Genomic DNA, 26,955 nt, shown 5'->3' on the forward strand with positions numbered 1-26,955 from the left:
GGCGTGTGACGGGCCGGGTACGGTGCCGCGCACCGGGCGGCTCAGCGGGTGGCGGTGCGCACCCGGACGAAGTCGACGACCTGCTCGCCCAACGCGGACAGCTGGGCCGTGACGCGCGGATCGGTGCTGGTGCCGTCGTGCGCGAGCGTGGTCGTCTCGGTGTTGAGGGTCACGCCGAGCGGGGTGGGCCAGCCCCGCAGGGCGTGCACCACGGAGCGCAGGCCGGAGAGCGCCAGGGCGGCCTGCTGCCCGCGGGCGGTGACCACACAACCGACCGCGCGGCCGTGCAGATAGGGGCGGGAGTCCTCCCGCAGGTCCTCGATGTAGTCGAGGGCGTTCTTGACGAGCCCCGACACACCTCCGTGGTAGGCCGGAGTGCCGATGATCAGGCCGTCGGCTCTCATGACCGCGTCGATCAGGGCCCGCGCCTCTGGTGTCCGCCGAGCCTCGGACGGTGAGTACAGGGGCAGTTGCAAATCGGCGGCGCCGATCAGGAGTGTCCTGGCCCCCGCCCTGCGAGCGGCGGCCAGGGCGGCCTGGACCGCGCGCTCCGTGGAGGACGAGGGACGGACGGTGCCGCCGATGCCGACGACGAGAAGAGGGGCTTCGCTGTCGCCGGGACCTCTGCCTCGATCCCCCGCGAGGGAGCCGACGCCGCGTTCCGTTTCCAGCATGGAGCCACCAGCCTTTCGGGGCGAGCACATGTCCGCACGCTAGTCAGCGGGCGTTACGGAGTGGTTATGCGGACGGCCGGCGGGCCACCGCCGTGCACGCGACGGACGGCTGCCGCAGCAGGCGCACGTCCCGGGCCGGGAGTCCCGCCCCGCGCATCACCCGTTCGAGGACGCGCCGGGTGTCGTCGGTGACACCGACGTCGAGTTCCTCGGACAGCCGCCGGTGGCACTGGTCGTACCACGCCCGGGCCTGGCCCAACTGGCCCAGGTCGCCGTGGAGCCCGATCAGTGTCCGGTAGACGTTCTCCTGGTAGGGGTCGACCTCAAGGGTCCGTCGGCACAGGGCGATCGCCTCGGGGACGTCGTCGTGCGACAGCGCCTCGTCGAGCAGGTGGTCCAGCGCCGTCAGGGCCAGGGACCGCACCCACTCCCGCTGTTCCATGACCCATTCCTCGCTCTGCCCGCGCAGGAAGTCGCCCGTGTACAGCTCCTGCGCGCGATGGAAGCGGTCGAGGGCGGTGGCCCGGTCCCGGCGGGCGACGGCCCTGCGCCCCTCGTCGCAGAGTCTCTCGAACGCGTCGATGTCGAGCCACAGGTCATGGAGCATCAGGGTGTAGCCCTGGTCCTGCGAGACGATCTCGGCGGCAGGACGTCCGTCGTCCCCGGCGGTGCCGCGGAGTATCTGGTGGACCGCGTGTTTGGCCACGCGCACCGAACTCGACCGCGGTGACCACGTTCTGCCGGGCCACAGGGCTTCGTGGAGTTCGTCCTTGTCGACGGTCCGGCCGCGGTGGACGAGGAGATACAGGAAAAGGTCGCGTGCCTTCCCGGCACGCCACCGAATCTTCTGGCGGCCCTCCACATTCAGTGAGAACGTGCCGAGGCTGTGCACCACGATACGGGCGGAAGCAGCGGATGAGGGCAAGGGGGCCTCTTTTCTCGCCGATGATGAGACAGACGTGCCCGCACGCATTCCGGATGTGCGGTGGAGAAGTACCGGTCCGCTGGCCGGACGGACTGCGCAGGCCCCTCTTCGTCGCCTGCTTCGGTGGGAGGGTGAAGTGAGCGACCGAGATTTTCCCGGCCGATGCGGACTCAGTTTCCGTACGGAAAAGTCACGGGGGCAACTCTTCTTCCCAGTGACTGGGAATCCGCGGCCTTCGCCGGGGTATTCCGATTACGGCGTCCCCGGCCTCCGTGCGCAGGTCGGCGCGTTCAGGGCCGGGTGAAAGAAGGCAGCACCCTGATGTGCGAAATGGCAATGTACACGACATGCAGGCAAAGGGTTCTCCTGCTTCCGGCGAGGCGAACCGTGCCGGGTTCCGGCGGTGGTTCGGGGCTGCTGGGCCCCCAAGCCGCGAGTTCGACGTCCGTGGGGATCGCGGGGTTCGTGGAAGACGCCGTCCCGGAGCATGGCGAGCAGGCCGTCCGCGCGGGGCGGGCGAGCGGAGGAGGGCGCGGGGTGGGGTGCGCGCGGGACCGCAGGCGGTCGTGGCGGGTTCGGGAGGCGGGGCCGGCGTTCAGTACGGGGCGCCGGGCGGCGGTTCCTCAGTGCGCCTTTCCCGACAACGCCTCGGTGGCGCGTATCACCGCCCGTAATGCCCCGGGAATGTGAGGGCGGGCGATCGCCCCGACGACGCCCAGTGCGGCCACGGTCCGTCCCTCGGGATTCCGGATGGCGCCGGCGACTTCGCTGATGCCCGGGTCGAGCCGGTCCTCCGTCACGATGTGTCCGGTGCGGCAGGCGTGTTCCACGACGTGCCGGGGCCAGGACGACTCGCTCCGGTCGGCGGTGGGGCCGACTGCCCCGGGGCCTTCGGCGTGGGCCTGGAGGAGCAGACCCAGCGCGCTGTCGTCCGAGGGGATGCGGTCTCCGGGTCGTGGCGGCGCCGCGGTGCACCTCTCTCCGGGCAGTACTTCGAGGAGGACCATTTCGTTGGAGTCCCGGACGCCGAGCAGTGCCGTGGCGCGGATCCCGACGGAGAGCTGGAGCAGGTGGGGGAGGGCGGCCTGGCGGAGTCCGGCCAGGGGCGACCCGGCCACCGCTTCCCACAGCCGCAGTCCGATGCTGTACGCGCCACCGCTCCGCCGTTCCAGCGCGCCGAGGGCCACCAGCTTGGTGACCAGACGGTAGGTGGTCGCCACCGGTAAGCCCGAACGCCGGCTGAGCTCACTCGCCGTCAGGACCGGGTGGTCGTGGTCGAAGGCGGTGAGGATACGCATGGTGCGGGCCGTGGCCGAGCGATCGGCCGGCGATGTGGACAGGTCGGGTGACATCCCTGGTGGTCCTTTCCGTCGAGCACAGGTGAGGGAGCGGTGGGGACGCCAAGGGGCGAGAGGCCGCGGTGGTGCCGTGGGCCCCGAGGGGGAGCGTGTCGCGCAGGGGTGAAGAGACGGTGGCATGGGTGACCGGGGAGTCGCGCCCCGGGTGGCGCAGCGCTTTCGGGGATCCGCGTGCGCTGCGACGCGGTGTCCGGTGCGTCCGTACGGGATGAGCGCGAAAGCCGGTCGCGACCAGGTCCTTCGTATACCCGTAGGGACGTTCACCGTCGGAAGCTAAGTGCCTTCGCCGGTGCATTGCCAATACTTGACGGTAAAAAACGAGCCAAGTCCCGCCCGGCGCAACGTCGTTCGGCGTACGTGCGGGTAACGCGGAGGGAAGCGCTCCGGTGTTCCTGGCGGAGAGGAGCCCGGCACGGAGCGGCCGGGCCGCGCGAAGCTCGGGAAAACGGGTGCTCGGCGCCGCGCGGGACGATGTCGCGCGGCGCGTCGCTCGCGGCGGCCGGGGGCCTCGGCGACTGCCGGGCTCCGGCCACGGTCACGGCCCTCGCCGGCGCACCCCCCGGCGGCTCGGTGAGCAGCCGCCGGTAAGCCGTGGTCGCTGAGGAGGGGAGCGGTCTCGGGTGTGGGGGCGGGCGACGAGGGTGGAGGGGCGGCGGCGGTTGTCGGCCGGAAACATCACTGTGGGATTAGTCGCAGCAACCACTTCCTCCCCTGGGCCATCTGAAGGAAAAGGGCGCGGTCGCGGGAGACCGTCGTCGCCGGCCAAGGGTCCCCGCAGTCGGTCCCGCGCGCCGCGCGCCGGCACAGCGCCGCGGACCTGGAGCGGTCTCTCCCGGCGCCAGGGCTATGAGGCCGCCACCTCCGAGCGGCTCGCGAACACCGGCCCGGTGGTGGTCAGACGGCTGCTCGGCGTGCTGTTCGCCCTCCACCGCGCTACCCCGGGAGCGGGGACGCGGGATGGCGCGTCAGCGCGGCCGACCGCTCCGGACCGGCTGCCGGGTGCGCGGCGTGCGGTGTCGGTCCGCCGGGTTGTCGAAGATCCAGCGGGCCAGTGCCACGAGGGCGTCCTCCATGCTCCTGGCGGTGACGTCCCGCAGGGCGTCGAGGTCCGCGTAGGTGGAGCCGAGGACGGGGTCCGCCGCGAGCAGCCGCCACGTCTGGGTGAGCAGGGTCCCCGGCCCGCCGGGGCGAAGGTCCAGCGCCGGCGGACGACGGGCACGGGCGCCGAACCGCGCACGGTGCAGGTGAACTCGGCGCCGCGCACGGCCTCCCGCACCTGCGGACGGCTGTCCCACTCCGTGTCCCCGCGCCGGTTGTGGCCCCGGAACCAGGCGCCCGCCCGTGGTCCGGCGCCTTCCTCGTACGGGGCGTGGGTCGCGTCGGGGCTCCAGCGACCGACGTTCGACACGGTGCTCAACAGGTCGTACGCCCGCTCCGGGCCGGTCGCGACCCGGGCTCGTCGGGTGACGTGGCAGCCGGACACGTTGAGGACGGCGGTCGTGCTCTCCGGGTCACCGGGCAACGTGGTGGACATGGAGTTCCTCCTTGGAGGGGGTGGACCGTCGGATCAGGTGCGGGAGCACGGCGCCCAGGCTTCTGGTTCCCTCGCCCGCACATCGGTGGGGCGCCGGTATGCGGACGTCCTCCAGCCTGCGGGCGGCCGGCGCCTCGGGGGTATCGGACACGTGACTGCACTTCTCCGGCGGACGGGCAGCCGGCGCACCGCCCGGGTGCGGGACCGGAACCGCGGGCCCGGCTCCGGTGACCGGCGTCCACCTGGCGCGCCGGCCGTGGGGATGCCGACGGGCTGACCGCGGAGCCGTCGGACCGGGCGGGTGTCCCCCGCGGCACGAGAAGGCGGCGGCACCGCTGTACTCCGTCGCCCGCGACCGCGCGCCGCGCTCGACGTTCCGCTGGCGGCGACCGCGCGAGGTGCCAGGGCGGTCCGCCGGCGGCGTCGGCGGAGCTGGTGGTGGCCGACGGCTCCCGGGGGGGCGGCTCACCGAGCGGCTGGCGCCGCGGCGGACGGCCGCGGACCAGAGCGTCCGGGCGTGGTCCGGGGCGGGCGGCGGCCGGACGTCACGCGTGCCGCGCGCGGTGACCGTCGTCCAGGGGTGCCAGCCGCCGGCTGAGCTCCAGGACCTTCTCGACGGTCCGGGGGTCGTCGGCGCCGCGGAAAACGGGGACCCGACGGGCTCCGGGTCCGATGAGCACGCCGGTCCGTCCTTCGAGTGAGGCGTCGGTGGCCGCGAAGACGGACGGCGCGGCGGCCACCGACGCGGGGCCGGCGGTGGCGCGTGCGAAGGTTCGGCGCACCAGCGGCCACAGCAGGCGCAGCGGCGGGGAGACGATCTCCGGTGAGGTCATAGTGCCGTCGGTCATGCTGGTGGCGGCGCCGCCGGGGTCGGCCGCGAACACGGCGACCCCCGTGCCGCGCAGACGGTCGGCCAGGTGAAGGGTGTAGGCGAGGTGGGCGAGCTTGGCCCGGCCGTACCAGTGGAAGCCGTAGTAACCGCCCGGTGGTTCCACGGCGTCGAAGGTGCGCCTGGCGGCCTTGACGGCGGCGGAGGTGACGTTGACGATCCGGCTCGGGCCGGCCTCCCGGAGCCGGTCGAGCAGCAGCTCGGTCAGCAGGTACGGCGAGAGGTGGTTGAGGGCGAAGGACGACTCGATGCCGTCGACGGTGGAGCGGCGGTGGGTGAACATCGCGCCGACGTTGTTGACCAGCACCTTCAGCGGGCCTTCGGCTGCCAGGCGCGCGGCCAGCGCGCGCACCTGGTCGAGCGACGCGAGGTCGGCGGCCACGAATCGCGGTGCGGCTCCGGTCGCGACCGCCGCGATCTCCGTCACGGCGCTCGTGCCGCGCTCGGCGTCGCGGCCGACCACGGTGACGGTGAACCCGTGCCGCGCGAGTCCCTTCGCGGTCTCCAGGCCGATGCCCCCGGTGCCCGCCGTCACCACTGCGCGCTCGCTCATAACCCCGCTCCTCACGTCGCGCGATCGGATAGCTATCCGTTTCGATGGGCGCACGCTAACACAATCGGATAGCTATCCGTTTGTTGCGGGGGAGGGGGAGACGGGTGATCCGACGAATCGCCCGTCGGCACGGGCGGGAGACGAGGTGCGCCGCCGTCAGCGCGGCGGGCGCAGACCCTCCAGCAGAACGGCGAGGTAGAGGTCCCGGCGGGTGCCGCCCCCGGAGCGCACCGCGTGTTGGATCCCGCACAGCAAGCGGCGCACGTCCTCGGCATCGACACCGTCTCTGATCGCGCCACCGTGACGGGCGCGGTCCAGCAGGCCGGTGACCGTCCGGTCGAGTTCGGCCCTCATCTGCGAGGTCTGCGAGTCGGCATCGTCCGCGGACTCCAGCACGGCCGCGAAGTCCGGGTCGTCGAGCATGCGGTCAAGTCCGAAGCGCAGCAGACGGTGCAGGCCCGCGAGGGGGTCCCCGGCGGCGTCCGCCGCCTGTGCCTCCGCGATCAGTTCCTGAAAGCGCTCTGCCGAGAGTGCCGCGACCAGGGCGTGACGGTTGGGGAAGTGCCGGTAGACCGTCCCGACCCCCACTCCGGCGAGCCGGGCGATGGCGTTCAGCTGCAGTGACGTGTCACCGGCGGCCAGTTGTCCGCGGGCCGCCCGGAGAATCCGGGCGCGATTGCGCACCGCGTCCGCCCGCAGTTCTGTCTCCTGCCTCGCCCTGGGTGTCACGGCCCCAGCATACGACCGCGGCGTATCAGGGCCCGTCCGTCCGTCCGGACGGGCCCGGCCCCGGCGCCGGAGTCACCGCGGTGAGCCCGCCGAACGGGAGGGCCGCCGCCGTCACGGCGGCGGCCCGGGACCGTCAGCTCTCCTCGGGGGCAGGCCCCGTCAGGAGCGGGTCCAGCGCTGGTTGCTGCCGTTCGAGCAGGTGTAGAGCTGGATCAGGGTGCCGTTGGCGGTGCCGGATCCGACGGCGTCGAGGCAGAGGCCGGACTGGACGCCGACGATGGATCCGTCGGAGCCGAGGCGCCATTTCTGGTTGTCGCCGCCCCAGCAGCTGTAGATCTGGACTTTGGAGCCGGTGCCGGTGCCGGCGGCGTCCAGGCACTTGTCGCCGTAGACCCTGAACTCGCCGGCGTCGGTGTACGCCCACTGCTGGTTGGTGCCGCTGTGGCAGTCCCACAGCTGGAGCTGCGTGCCGTCGGTGGTGCTGGTGCCGGGCACGTCCAGGCAGCGGCCGGAGGCGACGCCCTTGATCGGCCCGCCGTCCGGCGGGGGCGTGGTGGAGCCGCCGTTGAGCGCGTTGAGGACGGAGGTGTAGGCGGCCTTCTTGCTGCCGTCGCCGTTGAACAGCAGCGGCGTCTGCTCCGACCGCCAGGAGTCGGTGTCGCGGACACCCCAGACGGTGATGCCGAGGCAGCGCGGGACGGCCAGGCAGTCGTTGACCACGTTGGCGTAGGTCGAGGCGGAGGCGCCCTGGATGTCGAGTTCGGTGATGGCAACGTCGACGCCGAGGGCGGCGAAGTTCTGCAGCGTGGTACGGAAGTTGGCGTTGTACGGGCTGCCGCTGTTGAAGTGCGACTGGAAGCCGACGCAGTCGATCGGCACGCCGCGTGCCTTGAAGTCCCGGACCATGTTGTACATGGCCTGGGTCTTGGCCCAGGTCCAGTCCTCGACGTTGTAGTCGTTGTAGCAGAGCTTGGCCGCCGGGTCGGCGGCGCGCGCGGTGCGGAAGGCGACCTCGATCCAGTCGTTGCCGGTGCGCTGCAGGTTGGAGTCGCGCCGGGCCCCCGAGTTGCCGTCGGCGAACGCCTCGTTCACGACGTCCCACTGGGCGATCTTGCCCTTGTAGTGGGCCATCACGCCGTTGATGTGGTCGATCATCGCCTGGCGCAGCGCGCTGCCGCTGAGGCTCTGCATCCAGCCGGGCTGCTGGGAGTACCAGGCCAGGGTGTGGCCGCGCACCTGCTTGCCGTTCTGCACCGCCCAGTTGTAGACGCGGTCGGCGGCGGTGAAGTTGAACTGGCCCCGCTGCGGCTCGGTGGCGTCGATCTTCATCTCGTTCTCGGCCGTCACCGAGTTGAACTCGCGGTTCGCGATCGTCGTGTACGTCGAGTCGCCCAGCTTGCCCGAGGCGATCGCGGTGCCGAAGTAGCGGCCGCTCTGCGCCGCCGCGGCGCCGAGCGTGCTCTCGGCGGCGTGCGCGGTCGGCGGCGCGGCCAGTGCGGTGACCGCACCGAGGATGCCGACGATCAGTGCCAGCAACAGGCCGCGGAGCCTCCGGCGGACGACGGGTCTGGGTAGGGCGTACGAGCCCATCACTGTGCCTCCAAGGTAGAAATCACGGAAGGACTGAAGCGCAGGGGTCCCGTCGTCCGCTCCCGAGCGGCAGACGGACGCGGCCGGCGGACAGCCGGGCGGCGTCAGGAATGATTGAGGTGTTGACGATGCATCGTCAATACTCCGCGCACAAGAAAGTTTCTGGCGTGATTCCGAAACTTTCGAACCCGGTGGGTCGGGTGGGTGACTTCGGTCGTGTCGTCCCAGGCTGGCGATGATGCGGGCCGCGGTGGGGTCGGCGGGGCGTCGCTCGGAGCTGCGGTCGGCGGTTCCGTGAATCGTTGTCCGGTACTCCGGGGGCGTGGTCGCGGCGGGGTGGCCGTGCGGTGCGGCGGTGAGACGTGAATGTTTCGGTTTCGAAAGCGATAGATGCGAGAGGGGTTGACGTCGGTCGTCGGCTCCCTAGCATTCAGGCTTCCCGATACTCCGACCCTTGTTCGGGATCTCGAACAAGCCGACCGCCCACTCACAGGAGAGGAAGTCCCCATGCGCAGCGGAAGTCTCACACGCGGGCACCCGTCCGTGGTGCTCGCCGCCATGGTTGCGGCCGTCGCCGTACTGGCGGCGCTGCTCGCCGCCGCCCCGGCTCAGGCGGCCGCCAGTGGCGCCTTGCGCGGTACCGGCTCGGGCCGGTGTCTCGATGTGCCGGGCGCCGTCCAGACCGACGGTACGTACGTGCAGATCTACGACTGCTGGGACGGGGTCAATCAGCAGTGGACGCTGACTGACAGCCAGCAGTTGACCGTGTACGGCAACAAGTGCCTGGACGTTCCCGGTCACGCCACCGCGCCCGGGACGCGGGTGCAGATCTGGAGCTGTTCCGGCGGTGCGAACCAGCAGTGGCGGGTGAACTCCGACGGCACGGTCGTCGGCGTGGAGTCAGGGCTGTGCCTGGAGGTCGCGGGCTCCGGTACGGCCAACGGCACGGCGGTGCGGATCGGGACGTGTACCGGTGGCAGCAACCAGAAGTGGACCGGCCTGACCGGGACGCCGCCGACGGAGTGTTCTCTCCCGTCGACGTACCGCTGGACGTCGACGGGTGTCCTGGCGCAGCCGGCGAACGGGTGGGCGGCGGTCAAGGACTTCACCACCGTGACCCACAACGGCAAGCACCTGGTCTACGCGTCCAACTTCTCGGGATCGTCGTACGGCTCGATGATGTTCACCCCGTTCACGAACTGGTCGGACATGGCGTCGGCCGGCCAGACCGGGATGAACCAGGCCGCGGTGGCGCCCACGCTGTTCTACTTCGCGCCCAAGAACGTCTGGGTGCTGGCGTACCAGTGGGGTGCGTGGCCCTTCATCTACCGCACGTCGAGCGACCCGACCAACCCCAACGGCTGGTCCGCGCCGCAGCCGCTGTTCACCGGGAGCATCTCCGGCTCCGACACCGGTCCGATCGACCAGACCCTGATCGCCGACGGCCAGAACATGTACCTGTTCTTCGCCGGTGACAACGGCAAGATCTACCGGGCGAGCATGCCGATCGGGAACTTCCCGGGCAACTTCGGTTCGTCGTACACGACGATCATGAGTGACACCAAGGCCAACCTGTTCGAGGGCGTACAGGTCTACAAGGTCCAGGGCCAGAACCAGTACCTCATGATCGTCGAGGCGATGGGCGCGAACGGGCGCTACTTCCGCTCCTTCACGGCCTCCAGCCTGAACGGGTCATGGACCCCGCAGGCCGCCAGTGAGAGCAACCCCTTCGCGGGCAAGGCCAACAGCGGCGCCACCTGGACCAACGACATCAGCCACGGTGACCTGGTCCGCGACAACCCCGACCAGACCATGACCATCGACCCCTGCAACCTGCAGTTCCTCTACCAGGGCAAGGACCCCAACTCGGGCGGCGAATACAACCGGCTGCCGTGGCGGCCGGGCGTCCTCACCCTGCGACGCTGACCTCCGATTCACGTCGAGCGTGATGTGGCGCGGACCACCGTCCAGCACGTCGGCGACTTCGCCGGCGCGCTGGACGGAGCGCTGGACGAGGGGGACCGGCGGGCTCAGGCGCATGCCCTTGACCTCATCGAGCGGGAGACGCGTGCCGGCCGCGCATCCGCAGAGCGCGTGGCGGCGTCCTTGGGGGCAAGTGACCGCCACGGAGGGGTAACCCGATGGATCAGCGAACGTCCGACCGCAAGGCCGATGTGACCACCGAGTTCGAGAGGGACGTCGTCAAGCTGTTGCTGGAGACGATGCGCGCGGTGGGCAAGCAGGAGCGTGCGGATGTCGGTACGGAAGCCCTGTTGTACGCGCTCGTGTCGGGCGAATGGGCCGAGGGTTCGGTGATCGCCCCCGGGATGAAGACCTCCGGCACGCTCGGCGGCTCGATCGCGGCCCGGGGGACCTCGGTGTGGATCAGCGGGGACGCGGGTGACGGCGAGGCGGGGAGCCCGGACGACGAGCGGGAGATCGACGCCTGCTGGCGGGAGGTCCGGCACGAGGAGGCCAAGAGGCTGCGCTGGAAGAACCGGAAGGAGGAGGAGCCGCGGACCATGGAACTCCCGCCGATGACACCCGCGTTGCGCGCCTGTCTGCGCAAGGCGCTGGAGGCGGCACGGGAAGAGGGCACCGTTTCCGTCCGCGTCCGCCACGTGGCGTGGGCGCTGCTCGACGTGCCCGACACGCGTGCCCGTGAGGCCCTGGTGGTGGAGAAGCTGGACGTCTCGGCCGCCTCGACCGCGCTGCGCGCGCTGCGGGGGAACGGCGAAGTGCCGGAACCCGGACCGGTGTTGTTGATGCGCAAGGCGGGGACGTTCGGGAAGAGCGGTAACCCACTGACCCGGAAGTTCATCTCCTGGGTGTCCGGGGGCGGCGCCGGGTTCGGCTCCGCGGTCGTCAGCGCGGTGCGCTCGGAGGCCCACCGGGGTGCGGTGCGGCGCGGGGCGTCGCGGACGGAAGCGGTCGACGTGCTGCTGGGGATGCTGGCACTGGAGCGGTCGTTGACCGTCGCGGAGCGTGAGCTGCCCGAGGAGCTGACGGGAGCCAACCGCGGGGCGGAACTCCTGCGCCGGCACGGCGCACGGCAGAGTGCCGTCGCCCGAGTGCTGCTGCCCTCCACCGGGGTCGCGCGGGCGGTACCCCCGGAGTTCGACGGCTCCGCCGGCTTCGAGCGACGACTCCTGCACGTCACGCAGTTCACCGCCGCCGCCCAGGGCTCGCCGACGGTCGGCACGACGCATCTGCTGGCGGCCCTGCTGGACGAGACCGGGACGGCCCCGGAGTCCGCGGCGGAGGTCGCGCGTGTGCTGGCGGAGAGCGGGGCGGACGTCGACGGGCTGCGGGCGGAGCCGGAGCTGCGGGTCCCCGGAGGAGCGGCACAAGGAGTCTGAGGCCGCGGCGGTGCGGTGACGCGGATGACCGCGTGCTCCAGCGGTTCGGGCCCGGACCGGCCGGCACCGTCCTGATCGACGCCCGGGGCCAGACGGTCGCGTTGCCGGAGGCAACCTTCTGCGGGGTGCCGGTTCGCACCGTGAGGTCCGCTGGGGGGGGGGATCGACGCCGGACCCGGCGGTGCGGGTCCGGGCCGGGCCACGGCGCCGCCCGACGCCGCGGTATCGGATCGGCCGTCACGACGACGTGACCGGACGCGCGGTCTTCCGCCGGATACCGGTTCCGGCGGCGGCGAGCAGTGCGACGAGGGCCGCCGCGACGAGAGCGCGGCGGTAGCCGTGGGCCAGGGCGGCGGGCCCGGGCGCCGCCGGGGCGGCGGCGGGGCCCGCGAGGGACGTGAGGACCGCGAGCCCCAGAGCGCCGCCGACCTGCCGGGAGGTGTTGATCAGCCCGCCCGCGATGCCGGAGTGCCGGGGCTCCACGCCCGCGACGCCCATCCCCGTCAGGGGTACGAAGGCCAGGCCCAGGCCGGTGCCGATGAGGACGGACGGGCCGAGCAGGTCGGAGAGGAACGTTCCGTCGAGTGGCAGCCGGGCCAGCCACAGGAGTCCGGCCGCGAGCACGACGAAGCCCGGCAGGAGCGTGCCCCGCAGCCGCCCCGCGCCCCAGGACGCCGTCATCAGGGCCGCGGCGAGCGGCACTTGGGTGAGGCCGGCTTCCAGGGGGGAGTAGCCGAGGACTCGCTGCTGGTAGAGCGGAAGGAAGAAGAACGTGGCGACCCACACCGCACCGAGCAGCAGCATCAGCAGATTGCCCGCCACAACCGAAGGGTTGCGCAGCAGCACCGGAGGCAGCAACGGGTTCCGCGCGCGCCGCTCGACCGGCATGAGCGCCAGCAGCAGGAACACTCCGGCCGCCGGCAGGACGAAGTCCGGCAACGGCGACCGGCCCTGGACGCCCAGGCCGGTGACGAGCAGGGTGAGACCGGCCGTCACGACGAGCGCGCCGGGCAGATCGAGGCGGGCGGCGCGCTCACGCTCCCCCCGGCCCAGAAGCAGGGGAGTGGCCGCGATGCCGGGCAGGGCGAGGAAGGCGCTGAGGGCGAAGACGGCCCACCAGCCCAGGGCGCTGGTGAGCACTCCGCCGAGCAGGACCCCCGCGGCGCCCCCGGCCGCCGAGGCCGCTCCCCACCAGCCCAGGGCCTTGCCACGCCCGGGCCCCGGGGGCCAGTGGGCCAGCAGGATCGCCAGACCGGCCGGTGACAGCACGGCCGCGCCGATGCCCTGGACCACACGGGCCGCGATGAGCGGTCCGGCGTCGGAGGGGACGCCGGCGGCGAGGGACCCGGCGGCGAAGACGCAGAGCCCCGCCAGGAAGGCGACGCGGTGCCCGAGCAGGTCGGTGAGGCGGCCACCGACGGGCAGCAGCGCCCCGAACGCGACGAGGTAGGCGTTGACGATCCAGGCCAGACCGGTCGGGGTCAGCCGCAGGTCCTGGCCGATGGCGGGCAGGGCGACGTTCACGATCGAGGTGTTGAGGACGACGAGGAACTGCGCACCGGCCAGCAGGGAGAGGACGGAGCCGGGACGGTGCGGGGGCGAGGGGGACATGATGCCTTCCGGAACGGTTGCTCGGCCGAGCGGAGCCGAGCGGGGCCGAGCGGGGGAACGGGGGACAGGGGTCGGGGGTCGGGGGACGGGGGACGGGGGGAACCGGGTCGGGTTCGCCGGTCAGCGGCAGGTGTCCTTCCCGCCCCCGGGGCGCTGCTCCGCCCGCTGCTTCAGGTTGTGCAGCCAGGCGTCCAGCGAGGCGTCCAGCGCTTCCTGGAGGTAGGCGGTGTTGGCGGTGACCGGTTCGCCGGTCCAGGACTCCTCGGTGTGGACGTGCACCCCGTCCTCGGCCCGGGTGAAGGTCCACACGTGGACGGCGGTGATGCCCTGGGCCGGCCCGCCCCAGACGATGCGGTGCCGGGGCCGCACCTGCTCGACCGTCGAGGTGATGTTCTCCAGGCCCTCGGTGGACCACACCCACGAGGAACCGGGGCGCAGCGGACCGGGGGTCTGCTTGACCGAGGAGCTGACCCCCGGCTGCCAGGCGGGCCAGTTCTCGACGTCCGTCTGGATGCGCCAGACCCGCTCCAGTGGCGCGTCGATGACGATGTCGTCCCGGGTGATCACCGGGGCCTGCTCGTCGATCCCGACCGGCGCGGGGCCGCCGAAGGCCAGGGGGAGTGCGGTCAGCAGGGCGGTGGTGACGGTGAGCATGAGGGTCTCCTACTAGTAGAGAAGGAAGCGAGAGAGAAGAGAGTGGTTGTTTACTCACTCACGCCGACAGGCCGGACCGGGCCGAGGTCCCGTTGGCGTGTGAGTAGTCGACCACTCTCACTCCCAAGTGTCAATCACCCCCAGCTCGCCACCCCCCCTCCTGACTGCCAGGCTTGACGCTCTGACGAGTGAGTGGTTGAGTACTCACATGAAGACGGAACGCCGCCAACTGTCCACGGCCGAAGAACGTCGGGAGACGGTGCTGCGCACGGCCATCGGGGCGTTCGCGGCCCGCGGGTACTTCGGGACCACCACCACCGAGGTGGCCAAGGCCGCCGGCATCTCGCAGGCCTACGTCTACCGCCTCTTCCCGAACAAGGAAGTACTGTTCACCGCCGTCGTCGAACACTGCTTCGTCCGGGTCCGCGCCGCCCTCGAAGGCGGTGCGGCGAACGCCGAGAGCGGTTCCCCCGAAGCGGTCCTCGCCTCCATGGGGGACGCCTACGCCCGCCTGATCAGCGACAACGACCTCATGCTGGTCCAGTTGCACGCTCAGGCGGCGGCCGTCTCCGAGCCGGCGATCAGGGAGGCGGTGCGGGCGGGGTACGCCCGCACCGTCGAGTACGTCCGCGGCGCCTCGGGGGGCAGTGAGGAGCAGGTTCAGCAGTTCTTCGCCACCGGCATGCTCTGCCACCTGCTCGTCTCCATCGACGCCGAGGCGATCTCCGCGCCCTGGACCCGCACGCTGACCGCCGGGATCACGCACTACTGACCACCTGGATCACGCACTACTGACCACCTGGGTCGCGCACCGCCGGCCACCTGGGCCGGCACCGCCGACCCACCCGCCCTCCCGGCAAGCGGCCCCGCGTCGGCGCACCCGGTGGCCGCCCTTTCTCGGCATGCGAAGTGAGTGTTCAACCACACACTCCCCGCATGCTTTGCCACCACAACCCATCCCTCCTCCGAAACCGAGGTCCGTCATGGCCAGCAAGCCCTACCTGACCGGTCACTACACCCCCGTCGCCGACGAGATCACCGCGACCGAGCTGACCGTCGAAGGCGCCCTGCCGCCCGAGCTGTCCGGCCGGCTGATCCGCAACAGCCACAACCCCAAGCCCGGCATCACCCCCACCCACTGGTTCAAGGGCAGCGGCATGGTGCACGGCATCCGGCTGCGGGACGGCCGCGCCGAGTGGTACCGCAACCGGTGGGTCCGCACCCCCGCCCTGGACGGTGCCCCGTACATGACCGACCAGGGACCCGACCTGACCGCCAGCACGGCCGGCACGCACGTCATCGAGCACGCCGGGCGGCTGCTGGCCCTGTCGGAGGCGGCGCTGCCCTTCGAGCTGACGGCCGAGCTGGAGACGGTGGGCGCCTACGACTTCGGCGGCAAGCTCACCTCCGCCATGACCGCCCACCCCAAGGAGGACCCGGTCAGCGGCGAGCTGCACTTCTTCTCCTCCTCGCCGTTCCCCCCGTACCTGATCCACCACGTCGCCACCGCCGACGGCCAGGTGCTGGACAGCCAGGAGGTGCCCGGGGCGAGCGCCGCGCTGAAGCACGACTTCGCGGTCACCGAGCACTACGTGGTCTTCCTGGAGGGCTCGGTCACCTTCGATCCCGCCGAACACTCCGGCATCCCGTACGGCTGGAGCGACGCGCAGGCCTCGCGGATCGGCGTCATGCCGCGCGGAGCGGGCGGCGCCCGGCAGATCCGCTGGTTCGAGATCGACCAGGGGTACGCCATGCACTTCGCCAACGCCTACGAGGACGCCCGCGGGCACATCGTCGTCGAGGGCCCCACGGTGGGCCGCGAGGGCTGGCGGCGCTCCTGGAACTGGTGGGTCGGCGCCCCCGACCGCGGCGCAGAGCCCAACTCCGGCTCCCGCAGCCGCCGCTGGACCGTCGACCTGACCGCCGGAACCGTCACGGAGCGGCAGACCGACGACCTGACGGTGGAGTTCCCCACCATCAACGACCAGTTCACCGGCAGCGAGCACCGCTTCCAGTACGCGCTGTCGTTCCCCGACGACCTCGGGATCGGCGAGCACGCCCTGGTGAAGTACGACCGGGCCACCGGCACCCGCCAGCTGCTGCCCTTCGGCACCGGCCGGCTGCCCAGCGAGGCCGTCTTCGTCCAGGCGGACGGCACCACCGGTGAGGACGAGGGATACCTGCTGACCGTCGTGAGCGACCTGAACGCCGACGCGTCCCGGATGCTCGTCCTCGACGCCTCCGACCTCACCGTGCCCCCGGTCGCCACGATCCACCTGCCGCGACGCGTGCCCGCCATGATCCACGGCTCGTGGATCCCCGACTCCGCCCTCTGACCGCCCCGAGCGGGGCGCCGGACGGCAGCCCGGAACCGCTTCCCGGGGTGCCCGCGCGGAGGCGATCAGCCCGGTGCCCGCGGCGCCGTGGTCCCGCGCCCTCAGGAGTGGACGCCGCGGCGCCGCAGCGCCAGCTCCAGCGCGCGCACCGCGTAGTACGTGCGGGACTTGACCGTCCCCCGGGCCACGCCGAGCGCCTCGGCGGTCTCGGCGACGCTGTGGCCCAGGAAGTACGTGTGGTGCAGGATCTGCCGCTGCAAGGGCGTGAGGTCGCCCAGGGCGTCGTGGACGACGTGCCGCAGCAGGATCCGTTCGACGTCGTCCTCGACGGGGAGGACGACGTCGTCGACCGGACCGGCGCTGACGGGCCGGATCAGCCGGGCCCGGTGGTCGTCGATCGACAGGTTCCGCACGACGGTGAAGAGCCACGGCCGCAACCCGGTCGCCTCCTGCTGCCGCAGCAGACCGACGTGCCGCCACGCCCGGACGGCGGCCTCCTGGAGGATGTCCTCGGCCCTGATCCAGTCCCCGCCCAGCAGGCGCGCGGCGTAGCGCAGGAGTTCGCCGCCGTGTTCGTCGTAGATCAGGCGGACGAAGCGCTCGCAGTCCGGGTCGCCGGCGTCGGGACGGGTGCCGCGCCGGTCCCCCGGCCGTGCGCGCGTCCGTGGCCCGGAAGTGCCCCGCGGGGCGCTCACGGCCTGCCTCATGGCGCCGACGGCCCCCATGTCTCCTCCTGCTGACTCCGGCCCTCGCCCGGTGGCGGCGGCGTCGTCAGCGTGGGGGAGACCGCTTGGCCGATTCTTGTCGTCGTCTTGCCGAGCCGAACCGTCCGGGGGATCTCCCCGTCGTACAGGTGAGCGGGCGCCGTCGGCCGCCCGTGGAACCGGGACGGGCGGCCGACGGAGTGGGCGCGGGTGAGCAGCGTTCGGGCTGTCGGGTGAGCATTCGACCGGGTGAGGGTGGCACCGAGCGAGAGAGGTGCCACCGTGACCACCGTGGAGTTTCGTTTGCTGGGCGCGCTGGAGGCGCGGCGGGACGCCGAGACACTGGCTCTGGGGCCGCCCAAGCGACGCGCCCTGCTCCTGCGTCTGCTGCTGGAGAACGGCCACACCGTCGGTGTGGAACGGCTCTGCGACGACCTCTGGGACGGCCGGCCTCCCCCCAGCGCCGTCTCCTCGGTCCACGCGCACATCAGCAGACTGCGCGCGGTGCTGGAACCCGGCCGCGGGCGCGAGGAGCGGCCCACGCTCCTGCGCAGCGCCCCCACCGGGTACGCCCTGTGCGTCCCGCCCGAACTGCTGGACTCGGTGCGGTTCGAACGGGCCGTACGGCAGGCGCACGAGCTGGCGGCCGACGGACGGGCCGGCGAGGCCCGCGAGGAGGCCGAGCGCGCGCTGGGCATGTGGCGCGGCACCCCGCTCCTCGACGCCCGCGACCACCGGTTCGCGCGGGCCGAGACCAGCAGGCTCGAAGGGCTCCGGCTGGCGGCCGAGGAACTCCGTACCACCCTGCTGCTGCGCGAGGGGGAGACGCTCCAGGCCGTCACCGGCGCGGAACGGCTCATCGCACGCGATCCCCTGCGCGAGGCGTCCTGGGCCGTGCTCATGCGCGCGCTGTACTTGGCGGGCCGGCCCGCGGAGGCACTGCGACGCTACGAGGAGGTACGCGCCCTCCTGGCCCGGGACCTCGGCCTCGACCCCGGCCCCGCGCTGCGCGAGACACAGCTCGCGGTCCTCCGTCACGACACGGCGGCACTGCGGCCACCGGGCCGGCGCGCTCCGGCCACCGCGCGGGCCGCGCACCCGGACCTGCCGGGCCGGGCGGCGGAACTCGGACGGCTGTCCGAGGTACTGCGGAGCGCCGCCGCAGGCCGCGCGGGGTGGGCCGTGGTGTCCGGGGAGCCGGGGGCGGGCAAGACCCGGATCGCCGAGGAGGTCGCCCGCGAGGCCGCCGAGAGCGGCTGGGAGGTCCTGTGGACGCGGTGCGCCGAGGAGGGCTACCCCGGGGCCCGGATCCCGGACCGCCAACTGCGGCGGCTGCGCGGCCGGCTGGAGCAGCTGACCGAGAACACGGGCGGCGCCGCCCCGCGACCCGCCCTCTACGTCGTCGAGGACGTTCACCTGGCGTCGGACGACGTACGGGGGCTGCTGCTCACCTGCGCGCGGACGCTGCGCGAGACGCCGTACGCGGTGCTGTGCACCGTGGCGGAGGACGCGGGCCCCGCCACGGAACGCTTCCTGGCCGAGCTGGCGGGCCGCGGCGCCGACCTGATACCGCTCGCTCCGCTGACGGAGTCCGCGGTACGGCTCGTCGCGTCGGCGTCGGCGTCGGCGTCGGCGTCAACGTCGGCGGAGGCGGCTTGCCGGCTGCGTGAGCTGAGCGGCGGCAACCCCTTCCTGCTCGACCAGTTGATCCGTCACTCCGCGGTTCCCGTCTCCGGCGGGCGGGTGTCCGTGCCGCCGGCCGTCCGGAGCATGGTCAGGGCCCGGCTCGCCGAACTGTCGCCCGCCGCGCGGCAGGTCGTCGACCGGGCGGCCGTGCTCGGTGACCGGCCCGACATGCGGCGCGTGGCCCGGCTCGGCCGGATGCCGGTCGACGAGGTGCTGGCACTGGCGGACCAGGCCGTCGCGGTGCGGCTGCTGTCCTGGACCGAGGCGGCGTCGCCGTACGCCGGTCAGGGCTACCGCTTCCCGGCCGGGGTGCTGCGGCTGGCCGTGCTCGGCGAGCTGAGTCCCGTACGCCGCCGGACCCTGCGCACCGACGCGGCCCGCGCGCTCGCTCGGCGGTAGCGGCCGGCGGCCGCATCTCGTGCCACGCGATGCGAGACGCGACGCTGCGCCAGACCGAAGCTTCTGGCAGCGTCCGGCCCTGACCGGACGCCGTCGTCGATGCCGGCGATGACGGCGATGTTCACGGAGCGCGCGGGGCCGGTGTTCGCGCCCCGTCGATTCCGGGGAGCGCTCTCCTGCGTCCCCGGGCTGGTGCGGCGTCGGAGCGCGGACCGCTGAACGCCGGACGCCATCTCCCGCCCATGTCAACGGAATTGGGCCCAGCCCTCCTGACGGCGTACCGGTCAACGGTCTTCCGCGGCATTCACCTCCCCAAGGTGGTGCCGTTTTTCCGACGTGTCGTTAGTCGTAGTGCTCCGGCCGCGACGGCCGGGCGAGCGATCCGACAGCGAAGAAGGACGGGTACAGATGTACGGCACTCGACGCATGGCGGCAGTGACCTCGATCGTGGGGATGCTCATGGCTGTTCCGGCCGGCATGGCCACGGCCCACGCCGGGGACGGCGACGCGGGACCGGGCGGTGTGCTGTCCAACGTCACCGGCCGGAACTCCTCCGGCCACGCCAACCTCTGCGGCACGGGCAAGGTGGCGCTGTTCAAGGAGCGCACCTGCGTGACCGAGGACGGCGGGAAGGGCGGCGGCGACCAGGTGGGCCCCAGCGGCGGCATCCTGTCCAACCTGGTCTTCGCCCGGAACGCCTCGGGCCACAGCAACAACTGCGGCAACGAGACGGTGGCGGTGTTCAGCAGGACCACCTGCGTCACCACGGAACGTTCCGGCCACTGAGCGACCGCACGGTCCAGCAGACAGAGGTGTCACGATGGCGTCGACTCCGTCGACTTCCCTGTGCGTCGGCGTAGTAGCGCCCCTGACAGGTCGGCTGGCCCCCCTCGGGTCACCGTTGTCGTACGCGCTGCGCAGGCTCACCCCTCGACTCGCGCGCGTACGCAACGGTGGCCGCCACCACGACGTGACCATCGCCGTGCGCGACAGCCGCTCCGATCCCGACGCGGCCCGGCGGGCCGCGCGCGACCTGGCCGACACCGACGGCGCGCACGTCGTCCTCACCATGGCCGGCACCCGGGTCCTGCCCGCCGTCACCCGGGCCTGCGAAGAGGCCGGGGTGCCCTGTGTGTCGACCACGTTCCCCTGGCAGGCGTACGTCCACACGCGTGGCGCCGAGCCCGGGCACCGTTTCCGGTGGACGTACCACTTCGCCTGGGGGCTGGACGACATCGCGGCCGTCTTCGCCGACCTGTGGGAGCGCGTCGACGGACAAGGCGCCGTCGGGTGCCTGTGGAACGACGACCTCCAGGGCGCCCTGCTCCGGCACGAGCGGTACGGCTTCGCCCCCGTGACGTCCCCGCGCGGGCACGCCCTCGTCGACCTCGGCTCCTACCCGGAACCGGCCGACGGCTTCCGCCCGCAGGTCGGCCGGATGCGCGAGCACGGCGCCGACGTCATCACCAGCGCCGCCACGGCCACCGACCTCGCCCTCTTCCACCGCCAGGCCCGCGAAGCGGGGCTGCGCCCGCGGCTGATCACCTGCTCACGCTGGCTGACCTACCCGCACACCCGCACCGCCCCCGCCCCCGGCGGCCACGGTGAACTCGCCGACGCGGGCGTGGCCACCCTGGTCTACTGGAGCCCCGGCCACCCCTACCGCTCCAGCCTGGACGGCACCACGTGCGCCGAACTCGCCCACGCCTACCAGCGGGACACCGGCACGGCCTGGCTCCAGCCCCTCGGCCTGGCCCACGCCCTTCTGGAGACGGCACACCACGCCCTCACCGTCGCGAGCGACCCCACCGACCGGGCCTCCGTCGCCGACGCCCTCGCCGGCACCAGGCTCGACACCATCGCCGGGCGCCTGGACTGGACCCGGGGGCCGACGCCCAACATCGCCCTGCTCCCCCTGGCCGGCGGGCAGTGGCAGCACGACGCGGAAGGCTCCCGGCTCGCCGTCGTCAGCAACCGCGCGCATCCGGACGTACCGCTCACCGGGGAGCTGACGACGGCGCAGTGACACGGGCGCGGGGAAGGTCCGGCAGGTCGCACCGAACCGGTCGGGGGTGGGGCTCGTAGCAACAGGTGTGAGGCACCGGGTGGTCACCGCCCCGGGCCGCCGTGTTCACCAGCAGCCCGTACCGGGCGGAAAGCGGATCTCATGCACACCACCCTCACCGCCCTCATGGCCGTCGTCATCGTCATCGCCCTCGGGGCCACCGCCGTCGCCCGGGGCCGCTGGTCCGGTCCCTGGTGGCTGGTGCTGATCGGCGCGCTGGTGGCGTACCCCTTCTCCCACACCTTGCTGGACCGGGTGTCCGAGGCGCCCGGCGGCTGGCTCCGCTGGGCCTTCCAGATCGCCTGCGGCATGGTGCTGGCCGTCCTCTTCGCCCCGCTCTACCACCGGTTCCGCGAGCCGGGCGAGGACCGGGCCGGGGAACGGGCGGAGGAGCGGACGGAGGAGCGGGCCGGCTGAGGCCCGGCTCAGCTGAACGGGACGGCGTCGGCGGGGTCGGTGTGCCAGTTGGTCGCCACGGGCTCGTCGACGACGGCGCTGTCGATGTCCAGGGAGACGGGGTTGGGGTCGCCCTCGCTGACGGAGGCGATGATCGTGCTGTACTCCACGCCGGTGTCGCCGTCGGCGCTCTTCGGGTTGACCCCCGCGTACACCGTCTTGCCGCCGCTGAGCGTGATTTCCTCGCCCGCGACCTGCTCGGCGGGACCGGCCTGGGTGCCGCCGGAGCCGAAGGCGAAGACGGGCAGACCGGCGGGGAGTACGCAGGTGATGCCGGACTTGGCCTTGACGCTGACCTGGTAGTAGCCGCCGGCCTGGGTCTTGGACTCGGCGGACCACTGGAGGTCGTTGGTGCCGCAGCTCTGGCCGTACCCGCTCTTGTCGGCGGCACCGGCGTCGCCCGCGGACGACGAGGACTGGCCCTCGGCGTCGCCGCCGCCGGTCCCGCCGCTCTGCGTGGCGGTCGGGGTGGCCGTGCCGCCGGCCGCCGCGTCCGCGGAGGTGCTGGAGGAGGCCGTCTCCGCGTCGCCGGCGCCGGTCGAGCCGTCGTCGCAGGCGGTCATGAGCAGGCCGGCGCTCAGGGCGGCGGAGACGACGAGGGCGGTGCGCAGGCGGCGGTTCATGACGGGGGTCCTCTCGGTCGGTGAGCGGGCCGCGGGGTGTTCCGCGGTTCCGCCTTCTCAGTCAGCACGACGACCGTCCGAGCCGGCTGGTTCGGTCGGTGGACTCGATCATGACGCCTTCGGCACAGCGCTGTGACAAACGCGGCCGGAACAGGAAAGGACGGGAACGGACAGGAACGGGGGAGGAACGAGGGAGGAACGAGGGAGTATGGAAGATCTGTTCATCGTGCGGGTGGCGCTCGGCGTGGGGCTGGCCCTGCCGGCGGGACTGGCCGTGCTGGCGCTGGCGGCGCTGGCCCGCGCGGCCCGGCCCGCCGCCCGCCGGGCCACGCGGAGCCCCGCCCCGGGCGACGGTCCCGGAACCGGGGAGTCCGACAGCCTCTAGGGCCTGTCGTCCAATTCCGGCCTGCCGCGCGGCGCGGCCCGCCCTACGGGCGGACGACTGGAATGTGACGACAGCCCCTAGGGGGTGCCCGCGGGGCCGTCGATCGCGGCGAGGAGTTCGGCCCTGCCGGGACCCGGTTCGCCGTAAGGCGGCCGGAGTCCGAAGCCGGCGATCCGTGCCGCCGTCTCGGCCTCGGGGAGCCGGGCCCCGGGGCCGGTGAGCAGCGCCGCCCCGGCCGCGTACACCCGCAGCAGGTCCGGGTCACGGAACTTGAGGGCGTCCAGCGCCCTCCTGATGTGCCACTCCCGGTCATCGGTGTCGTACGGCGCGGGAACGTCCGCCCGCACCGCGTCGATCTCGGCGAGCCTGTGCCGGTCCCAGCCGGCGATGCCGCGGTGGACCGGACCGAGTGTCGTCTCCGTCGTGTCCGCGAACGTCAGGGCCAGCTTCTGCGGATCGTCGCTGACGGCCGTGCGCAGCAGGTCGCGGAGCGCGGTGGCGTGCAGCGCGCCCAGGGACAGGCCGAGGCCGAACAGCGGGTTGGTCGTGGCCCAGGCGTCCCCGACGCTCAGCACCCCGGTCGCCACGGGGTCCCCGTCGACCACGGAACGCCGGTGCCGGCGCTCCATACCGGACATGGCCATGATGTCCGTGACGGGTTCGCCGTACTCGGCCAGGTGGGCGACCGGCGGCAGCAGGGCCACGGCCCGGTGCCACGCCGCCGGGCGGGCCAGTGCCCGCAGGGCGCGGTCACGGCTGGAGATGCCGACCGACAGCGACCAGACGCCCGCGTCCCCCAGGGTCGCGACGGTCGACACGCACGCGTAGTGGGCGCTGTGCGCGGGCGGCAGGTCCGGTACGCGGCCGTCCGCCGAGCGGAAGTACCGGGTGTACGCCAGGAATCCGTCCTCCTCCCGTTCCTCCACGGGGCCCGGCGCGCCGAGGTCCCGCAGCATCCTGCCCACGGGCGAGTTGCGCCCGCAGGCGTCGATCACCAGGTCGGCGAGGACGGCTTCGCCGCTCCTGGTGAGCACCCCGGCGACATGAGGGCGCCGCGGTGCCCGCTCGTTACCGGGCAGCAGCGCCGCGACCTCCGTGCCGCGGCGCACCGTGAGGCGGTCACAGCCCTCGGCGACGGAGCCGAGCGCCGCTTCGAGGAGTGGACGGCGGGCCGTCATCATGGCGAACCGGTCGTCGCCCGGCCGCCACGCGCCGGCCGCGCCGACCCGGCGCGGACCGTCGAGGAGGTTGGCCGGCACCGCGCCCCGGGCCGTCAGTTCGGCCACGACCTCGGGCAGTTCGTCCGTCAGGGTCCTGAGCACCGCGGGCAGCAGCAGGTGCGGATGGCGGAACTGGCTGACGCCCGGCCGGTGCCACCCCCGCCACACCTCCTCGCCGTCCCCCGCGGGCGGCGGCGCGCCGTCGCGCTCCAGCACGGTGACCCGGTGCCCGTCACGGGCCAGCATCATCGCGGCCATGAGTCCGACGGGTCCGGCTCCCAGTACGACTACGTCCATCACACCTTCTCCTGGTCGCGCTCCGGGGCGGAGCGACGGTCACCAGGCTGGGCGCGGGCGTTGTCCGGTTCCCAGACCGGTTCGCTGCCCAGTGCGACCGGACGGTGCTCACTCAGGAGTGGCCGGCGGGCGTCGGCGGGTGTGCGCCGGTGGGTTCGGCGCCGTACATCTCCTGGCGCCACAGCGCGTCGCAGAGCCGGGTGACGCCCTCGGCGAGGTGGCGGCGGTAGGTGCTGAACGGCAGGCCCAGCCGGGCGGCGACCGCCTGCTGGGTGGGTCTGCCCCGGCCGAGGTAGGTGGCCGCCACGGCCCGGTAGTACCTCTCGCCAGCGCGCTGCCGGCGCAGGCCCTCGGCGGCCTCCGCCACGACCTGGGGCAGGGACAGACCGCCGTCGGCCGCCAGCCGGCTGTGGCACAGCGGGTTCTTCGCCAGTTCACCGGGCTGGTCCAGGGCACGCAGCGCGTCCCGCAGGGCGTCGTCGAACTCCGGACGGGAGAGTACGGCGAACACCTCGCCCGGCCCGTCGCCCTCCGTCTCCGAGGCGGCGGCGGGCGCTCCGGGGACGCGGGCCAGCAGCGAACGTGTCTTCTGCTCCGCCCACGCCCACAGCGGCTTCGCCCGCCAGTCGGTGGCGAACAGCGCGTACCTGGTGCCGCCGGCACCGGGCCGGTCGGCCAGCCGCCGCAGACCGAGACCGGTCAGGTACGGCTCCCAGAAGTCGGCGGCCCGAATGGCGATGTACGTCCAGGTCAGGCCCGGTTCCGCACGTGCCACCTCGGCCAGGGCACGCCACTGGTGGAGGTCCTCCACCGGCGATATCTTCGGGTACTCCGGTGACGTCACCGAGAAGCGGGAGACCGCCAGGTGCTCCCCGTCGCGCAGCGCGGCGGTCGCGCGGGTGTGGCGCCAGGCGGCCTCGACCACCGGATCGGGGCCGGCCTGCGCCGGGTCGGACAGCCGCAGCCAGACGGAGAAGCCGACGATGCGGTCGTCCCGCGTGGTGCGGCACACCCGGAAGGCCCGCGGCTGCCGTTCCAGCCAGTAGCGCGCCAACGCGGCCGACTCGGGGCCCTCGACGAGTGCGGCCAGCTCCAGTACCGCGGCGTGGTCGGCCGGGTCGCAGGCCGTCAGCCGTACTTCGCCCGCCCGCCAGCTGTTGTAGGCGGACATGTTCCGGTCGTCGCGGTACAGGTACATGAAGGCGCCCACCGCCGGCAGGGTGCCGCTGTCGGACGACAGGCGGATCTGGTCGAACAGGTGGCGGCTGACGCGGCTGTGCAGTTCCGCGTACCCCTCCGGGTCCCGCCAGCGCAGGTCGGCTTCCAGCGCCCGGCGGACGACGTCGTGGGGGAACAGGCCCTGCCGGGCGGACTCGATGAACGGCAGGCCGCGCAGCCAGGCGAACATCGCGGCGGCGTCGTCGCCGAGCACGGCACGCAGCAGGGACTCGGTCGTCATGTGGGCGCGGGCGCACACCTCCAGGGCGCGCCGGTGCAGGGGCGAGGGCACCTCTCCGACCAGCCGCGCCAGCAGCGTGGCGATGACGTCACGGCCGGGCTCCCAGCCCTCGGCCCCCTCCTCCTTGAGCGCCACCGCGGCGGCGAGCGCCAGGGCCAGCGGGTGCCCGCCGGTGAACGCCAGCAGCGCCGTCTGCGCCGGCTGCGGCACCCCTCGCGCGTCGAGGAAGGCGGTGGCCTCCCGAGGGGCGAGGTTGCGCAGCGCGACGACGCGCAGCAGCGTGGCCCAGCCGGGGTCGCACACCCAGGCGGGGTCGGGCGCGTACCGGCCGGCGATGACGACGACCGTGCCGACGGGCAGCCGCGGCAGGAACTTGTCCCGCAGCCAGCCTTCGAGTGCCTGGCAGCGTTCGAAGGTGTCGATCAGCAGCACGGACCGCTCACCGGCGACGACCGGCCCGGCCTCCCTCTCGAACGCCTCGGGCGTGGGCTGGGTGGTGCGGGCGTCGATCTCCAGGACCTGGCGTCCGGCGTCCCCGGTCCCGGCCGCGCAGGCCGCGAAGCGGCGCAGCAGCATGGACTTGCCGATGCCGCCGGGGCCGTGCACGTACAGCACGGAGGGGGCTCCGTCGCTCCCGGACAACGCAGCCCGGAACAGCGCCAGTTCAGCCGTCCGTCCGGTGAACGCGCGGTCCCTGGCCCGCTGTACCCGGTCGGCTACGAGAAGTGTCTGGTCGCTGGTCATGGTCCGGGTACCTCGTGGCTGCGGTCGGAGAGCGGGGCGGTTCGGCGCCCGCCGATGATCTCATCCGGGCCGCGGCGACGACCGGTCGCGCGACGACGTCCACCACCAGGCCCCGGTCAGGGGGCGGGCAGCCGCGCGTCCAGGAGCTGTTCGGCCAGTTCGATCATGTGGTCGCCGGGAGCGGTGGTGCCCAGGGCGGCGGCCAGGACCTGTGCGCCGTCGAGGATGACGAGCAGCTTGCCGGCGGTGTCCTCGGGGTCGGTGTCCCCGGCCTCCCGGAGCTGCTCGCACAGCCACTCCTGCACCTCGGTCTTGTGCGCGACGGCCGCGGCGTGGGCCGGGTGTCCGGCATCGGGGAACTCGCTGGTGATGTTGAGCGTGGCACAGCCCCGGTAGCCGGGCCGGGACATGTCCTGCCGGGTGAGGTCGAACAGGAGCCGGACGCGCGCGCGGGCGTCGGGCGCGGCGGCGGCGGACGCGCGCAGGTGCCGCCACCAGTCGTCGTTGCGGCTGACGAGGTAGGCGGTGACCAGGTCGTCCTTGGTGGCGAACTGGCGGTAGAGGGTGGCGTTGGCCACCTCCGCGCGGCTGATCACCAGGTCCATGCCGACCGCGCGGACCCCGCGGGCGTAGAAGAGGTCGCCCGCGACCTTCAGGATGTGCCGCCGTGTCTCCTCGGCGGAGCGTCGCGCCACGGGTCCTCCT

General features: G+C 72.9%; 23 protein-coding genes. 9 read left to right on the top strand and 14 right to left on the bottom strand.

Features of this window, described 5'->3' with window-relative positions; genetic code table 11:
- Positions 1 to 41: 41 nt before the first annotated feature.
- The 7 genes from ACZ3IG_RS14320 to ACZ3IG_RS14350 all read right to left on the bottom strand — a co-directional run bounded on the left by ACZ3IG_RS14320 (position 42) and on the right by ACZ3IG_RS14350 (position 8,252).
- A complete protein-coding gene (locus ACZ3IG_RS14320; protein ID WP_467431926.1) occupies positions 42 to 674 on the bottom strand; it encodes an NADPH-dependent FMN reductase in 633 nt (210 codons plus the stop codon).
- Between the two features lie 64 nt (positions 675 to 738).
- Positions 739 to 1,380 (bottom strand): AfsR/SARP family transcriptional regulator, encoded by a 642-nt coding sequence (locus tag ACZ3IG_RS14325; RefSeq protein WP_467431928.1) that lies wholly within the window; start codon positions 1,378 to 1,380, stop codon positions 739 to 741.
- 842 nt (positions 1,381 to 2,222) lie between these two features.
- The gene (locus ACZ3IG_RS14330) at positions 2,223 to 2,897 is read right to left on the bottom strand and encodes an IclR family transcriptional regulator (RefSeq protein ID WP_467431929.1); all 675 of its coding nucleotides are present in this window, start codon (positions 2,895 to 2,897) and stop codon (positions 2,223 to 2,225) included.
- A gap of 904 nt (positions 2,898 to 3,801) precedes the next feature.
- The gene (locus ACZ3IG_RS14335; RefSeq protein ID WP_467431930.1) at positions 3,802 to 4,491 is read right to left on the bottom strand and encodes an SRPBCC family protein; all 690 of its coding nucleotides are present in this window, start codon (positions 4,489 to 4,491) and stop codon (positions 3,802 to 3,804) included.
- A gap of 545 nt (positions 4,492 to 5,036) precedes the next feature.
- Positions 5,037 to 5,933, bottom strand: coding sequence for an SDR family NAD(P)-dependent oxidoreductase (locus ACZ3IG_RS14340; protein WP_467431933.1), 897 nt, complete (start codon positions 5,931 to 5,933; stop codon positions 5,037 to 5,039).
- A 156-nt stretch (positions 5,934 to 6,089) separates the two neighbouring features.
- Positions 6,090 to 6,662: a TetR/AcrR family transcriptional regulator gene (locus ACZ3IG_RS14345; protein WP_467431934.1), complete on the bottom strand. Its 573-nt coding sequence runs from the start codon at positions 6,660 to 6,662 to the stop codon at positions 6,090 to 6,092.
- Between the two features lie 159 nt (positions 6,663 to 6,821).
- Positions 6,822 to 8,252, bottom strand: coding sequence for an endo-1,4-beta-xylanase (locus ACZ3IG_RS14350; protein ID WP_467431935.1), 1,431 nt, complete (start codon positions 8,250 to 8,252; stop codon positions 6,822 to 6,824).
- A gap of 507 nt (positions 8,253 to 8,759) precedes the next feature.
- On the opposite strand from ACZ3IG_RS14350, the gene ACZ3IG_RS14355 reads away from it, so the two are divergent.
- Together ACZ3IG_RS14355 and ACZ3IG_RS14360 are read left to right on the top strand one after the other, a co-directional pair.
- Positions 8,760 to 10,178 carry a non-reducing end alpha-L-arabinofuranosidase family hydrolase gene (locus ACZ3IG_RS14355; protein ID WP_467431938.1) on the top strand — a complete coding sequence of 473 codons (1,419 nt, stop codon included), beginning with the start codon at positions 8,760 to 8,762 and terminating at the stop codon, positions 10,176 to 10,178.
- Positions 10,179 to 10,393: 215 nt separating this feature from the next.
- Positions 10,394 to 11,611: a hypothetical protein gene (locus ACZ3IG_RS14360; RefSeq protein WP_467431939.1), complete on the top strand. Its 1,218-nt coding sequence runs from the start codon at positions 10,394 to 10,396 to the stop codon at positions 11,609 to 11,611.
- A 237-nt stretch (positions 11,612 to 11,848) separates the two neighbouring features.
- On the opposite strand, the gene ACZ3IG_RS14365 is transcribed toward ACZ3IG_RS14360, so the two are convergent.
- Both ACZ3IG_RS14365 and ACZ3IG_RS14370 read right to left on the bottom strand, forming a co-directional pair.
- Positions 11,849 to 13,222, bottom strand: a complete 1,374-nt coding sequence (locus tag ACZ3IG_RS14365) for an MFS transporter (RefSeq protein ID WP_467431941.1) — start codon at positions 13,220 to 13,222, stop codon at positions 11,849 to 11,851.
- Positions 13,223 to 13,342: 120 nt separating this feature from the next.
- Positions 13,343 to 13,876, bottom strand: a complete 534-nt coding sequence (locus ACZ3IG_RS14370) for an SRPBCC family protein (RefSeq protein WP_467431944.1) — start codon at positions 13,874 to 13,876, stop codon at positions 13,343 to 13,345.
- A gap of 208 nt (positions 13,877 to 14,084) precedes the next feature.
- Between ACZ3IG_RS14370 and ACZ3IG_RS14375 the strand changes: the two genes are divergently transcribed.
- Positions 14,085 to 14,648: a TetR/AcrR family transcriptional regulator gene (locus tag ACZ3IG_RS14375; protein WP_467431945.1), complete on the top strand. Its 564-nt coding sequence runs from the start codon at positions 14,085 to 14,087 to the stop codon at positions 14,646 to 14,648.
- Between the two features lie 211 nt (positions 14,649 to 14,859).
- Positions 14,860 to 16,212, top strand: a complete 1,353-nt coding sequence (locus tag ACZ3IG_RS14380) for a carotenoid oxygenase family protein (protein ID WP_467431947.1) — start codon at positions 14,860 to 14,862, stop codon at positions 16,210 to 16,212.
- 101 nt (positions 16,213 to 16,313) lie between these two features.
- On the opposite strand, the gene ACZ3IG_RS14385 is transcribed toward ACZ3IG_RS14380, so the two are convergent.
- Positions 16,314 to 16,907, bottom strand: coding sequence for a sigma-70 family RNA polymerase sigma factor (locus ACZ3IG_RS14385; RefSeq protein ID WP_467431948.1), 594 nt, complete (start codon positions 16,905 to 16,907; stop codon positions 16,314 to 16,316).
- A 300-nt stretch (positions 16,908 to 17,207) separates the two neighbouring features.
- On the opposite strand from ACZ3IG_RS14385, the gene ACZ3IG_RS14390 reads away from it, so the two are divergent.
- The 4 genes from ACZ3IG_RS14390 (at position 17,208) to ACZ3IG_RS14405 (ending at position 21,483) form a co-directional block, all read left to right on the top strand.
- Positions 17,208 to 19,001: a BTAD domain-containing putative transcriptional regulator gene (locus ACZ3IG_RS14390; protein ID WP_467431950.1), complete on the top strand. Its 1,794-nt coding sequence runs from the start codon at positions 17,208 to 17,210 to the stop codon at positions 18,999 to 19,001.
- A gap of 408 nt (positions 19,002 to 19,409) precedes the next feature.
- Complete coding sequence (locus ACZ3IG_RS14395; protein WP_467431953.1) at positions 19,410 to 19,787, top strand: hypothetical protein; 378 nt, start codon at positions 19,410 to 19,412, stop codon at positions 19,785 to 19,787.
- Positions 19,788 to 19,821: 34 nt separating this feature from the next.
- Positions 19,822 to 21,027: an ABC transporter substrate-binding protein gene (locus ACZ3IG_RS14400; RefSeq protein WP_467431954.1), complete on the top strand. Its 1,206-nt coding sequence runs from the start codon at positions 19,822 to 19,824 to the stop codon at positions 21,025 to 21,027.
- A 141-nt stretch (positions 21,028 to 21,168) separates the two neighbouring features.
- Positions 21,169 to 21,483, top strand: a complete 315-nt coding sequence (locus tag ACZ3IG_RS14405) for a hypothetical protein (protein WP_467431956.1) — start codon at positions 21,169 to 21,171, stop codon at positions 21,481 to 21,483.
- Between the two features lie 8 nt (positions 21,484 to 21,491).
- Here ACZ3IG_RS14405 and ACZ3IG_RS14410 read toward each other — a convergent pair whose 3' ends face one another.
- On the bottom strand, positions 21,492 to 22,145 hold the full coding sequence (locus ACZ3IG_RS14410) for a DUF4232 domain-containing protein (RefSeq protein ID WP_467431958.1): 654 nt from the start codon (positions 22,143 to 22,145) through the stop codon (positions 21,492 to 21,494).
- A gap of 208 nt (positions 22,146 to 22,353) precedes the next feature.
- Here ACZ3IG_RS14410 and ACZ3IG_RS14415 point away from each other — a divergent pair, with 208 nt between their 5' ends.
- Complete coding sequence (locus tag ACZ3IG_RS14415) at positions 22,354 to 22,530, top strand: hypothetical protein (RefSeq protein ID WP_467431960.1); 177 nt, start codon at positions 22,354 to 22,356, stop codon at positions 22,528 to 22,530.
- 77 nt (positions 22,531 to 22,607) lie between these two features.
- Here the strand turns inward: ACZ3IG_RS14415 and ACZ3IG_RS14420 are convergent, their stop codons facing one another.
- The 3 genes from ACZ3IG_RS14420 to ACZ3IG_RS14430 all read right to left on the bottom strand — a co-directional run bounded on the left by ACZ3IG_RS14420 (position 22,608) and on the right by ACZ3IG_RS14430 (position 26,945).
- A complete protein-coding gene (locus tag ACZ3IG_RS14420; protein WP_467431961.1) occupies positions 22,608 to 24,047 on the bottom strand; it encodes an FAD-dependent oxidoreductase in 1,440 nt (479 codons plus the stop codon).
- A gap of 112 nt (positions 24,048 to 24,159) precedes the next feature.
- On the bottom strand, positions 24,160 to 26,250 hold the full coding sequence (locus ACZ3IG_RS14425; RefSeq protein ID WP_467431963.1) for an ATP-binding protein: 2,091 nt from the start codon (positions 26,248 to 26,250) through the stop codon (positions 24,160 to 24,162).
- A gap of 116 nt (positions 26,251 to 26,366) precedes the next feature.
- Positions 26,367 to 26,945, bottom strand: a complete 579-nt coding sequence (locus ACZ3IG_RS14430) for a TetR/AcrR family transcriptional regulator (RefSeq protein WP_467431964.1) — start codon at positions 26,943 to 26,945, stop codon at positions 26,367 to 26,369.
- Between the last annotated feature and the right edge of the window lie 10 nt (positions 26,946 to 26,955).

Source organism: Streptomyces sp. NPDC016677 (assembly GCF_055562815.1).

Excerpts from the sequence above, each read along its gene's own strand:
- ACZ3IG_RS14425 (WP_467431963.1), bottom strand. The coding sequence starts at position 26,250 with ATGACCAGCGACCAGACACTTCTCGTAGCCGACCGGGTACAGCGGGCC.
- ACZ3IG_RS14365 (WP_467431941.1), bottom strand. The coding sequence starts at position 13,222 with ATGTCCCCCTCGCCCCCGCACCGTCCCGGCTCCGTCCTCTCCCTGCTG.
- ACZ3IG_RS14355 (WP_467431938.1), top strand. The coding sequence starts at position 8,760 with ATGCGCAGCGGAAGTCTCACACGCGGGCACCCGTCCGTGGTGCTCGCC.
- ACZ3IG_RS14320 (WP_467431926.1), bottom strand. The coding sequence starts at position 674 with ATGCTGGAAACGGAACGCGGCGTCGGCTCCCTCGCGGGGGATCGAGGC.
- ACZ3IG_RS14350 (WP_467431935.1), bottom strand. The coding sequence starts at position 8,252 with ATGGGCTCGTACGCCCTACCCAGACCCGTCGTCCGCCGGAGGCTCCGC.
- ACZ3IG_RS14420 (WP_467431961.1), bottom strand. The coding sequence starts at position 24,047 with ATGGACGTAGTCGTACTGGGAGCCGGACCCGTCGGACTCATGGCCGCG.
- ACZ3IG_RS14395 (WP_467431953.1), top strand. The coding sequence starts at position 19,410 with ATGTACGGCACTCGACGCATGGCGGCAGTGACCTCGATCGTGGGGATG.
- ACZ3IG_RS14335 (WP_467431930.1), bottom strand. The coding sequence starts at position 4,491 with ATGTCCACCACGTTGCCCGGTGACCCGGAGAGCACGACCGCCGTCCTC.
- ACZ3IG_RS14330 (WP_467431929.1), bottom strand. The coding sequence starts at position 2,897 with ATGCGTATCCTCACCGCCTTCGACCACGACCACCCGGTCCTGACGGCG.
- ACZ3IG_RS14370 (WP_467431944.1), bottom strand. The coding sequence starts at position 13,876 with ATGCTCACCGTCACCACCGCCCTGCTGACCGCACTCCCCCTGGCCTTC.
- ACZ3IG_RS14380 (WP_467431947.1), top strand. The coding sequence starts at position 14,860 with ATGGCCAGCAAGCCCTACCTGACCGGTCACTACACCCCCGTCGCCGAC.
- ACZ3IG_RS14400 (WP_467431954.1), top strand. The coding sequence starts at position 19,822 with ATGGCGTCGACTCCGTCGACTTCCCTGTGCGTCGGCGTAGTAGCGCCC.
- ACZ3IG_RS14405 (WP_467431956.1), top strand. The coding sequence starts at position 21,169 with ATGCACACCACCCTCACCGCCCTCATGGCCGTCGTCATCGTCATCGCC.
- ACZ3IG_RS14415 (WP_467431960.1), top strand. The coding sequence starts at position 22,354 with ATGGAAGATCTGTTCATCGTGCGGGTGGCGCTCGGCGTGGGGCTGGCC.
- ACZ3IG_RS14360 (WP_467431939.1), top strand. The coding sequence starts at position 10,394 with ATGGATCAGCGAACGTCCGACCGCAAGGCCGATGTGACCACCGAGTTC.
- ACZ3IG_RS14375 (WP_467431945.1), top strand. The coding sequence starts at position 14,085 with ATGAAGACGGAACGCCGCCAACTGTCCACGGCCGAAGAACGTCGGGAG.
- ACZ3IG_RS14410 (WP_467431958.1), bottom strand. The coding sequence starts at position 22,145 with ATGAACCGCCGCCTGCGCACCGCCCTCGTCGTCTCCGCCGCCCTGAGC.
- ACZ3IG_RS14340 (WP_467431933.1), bottom strand. The coding sequence starts at position 5,933 with ATGAGCGAGCGCGCAGTGGTGACGGCGGGCACCGGGGGCATCGGCCTG.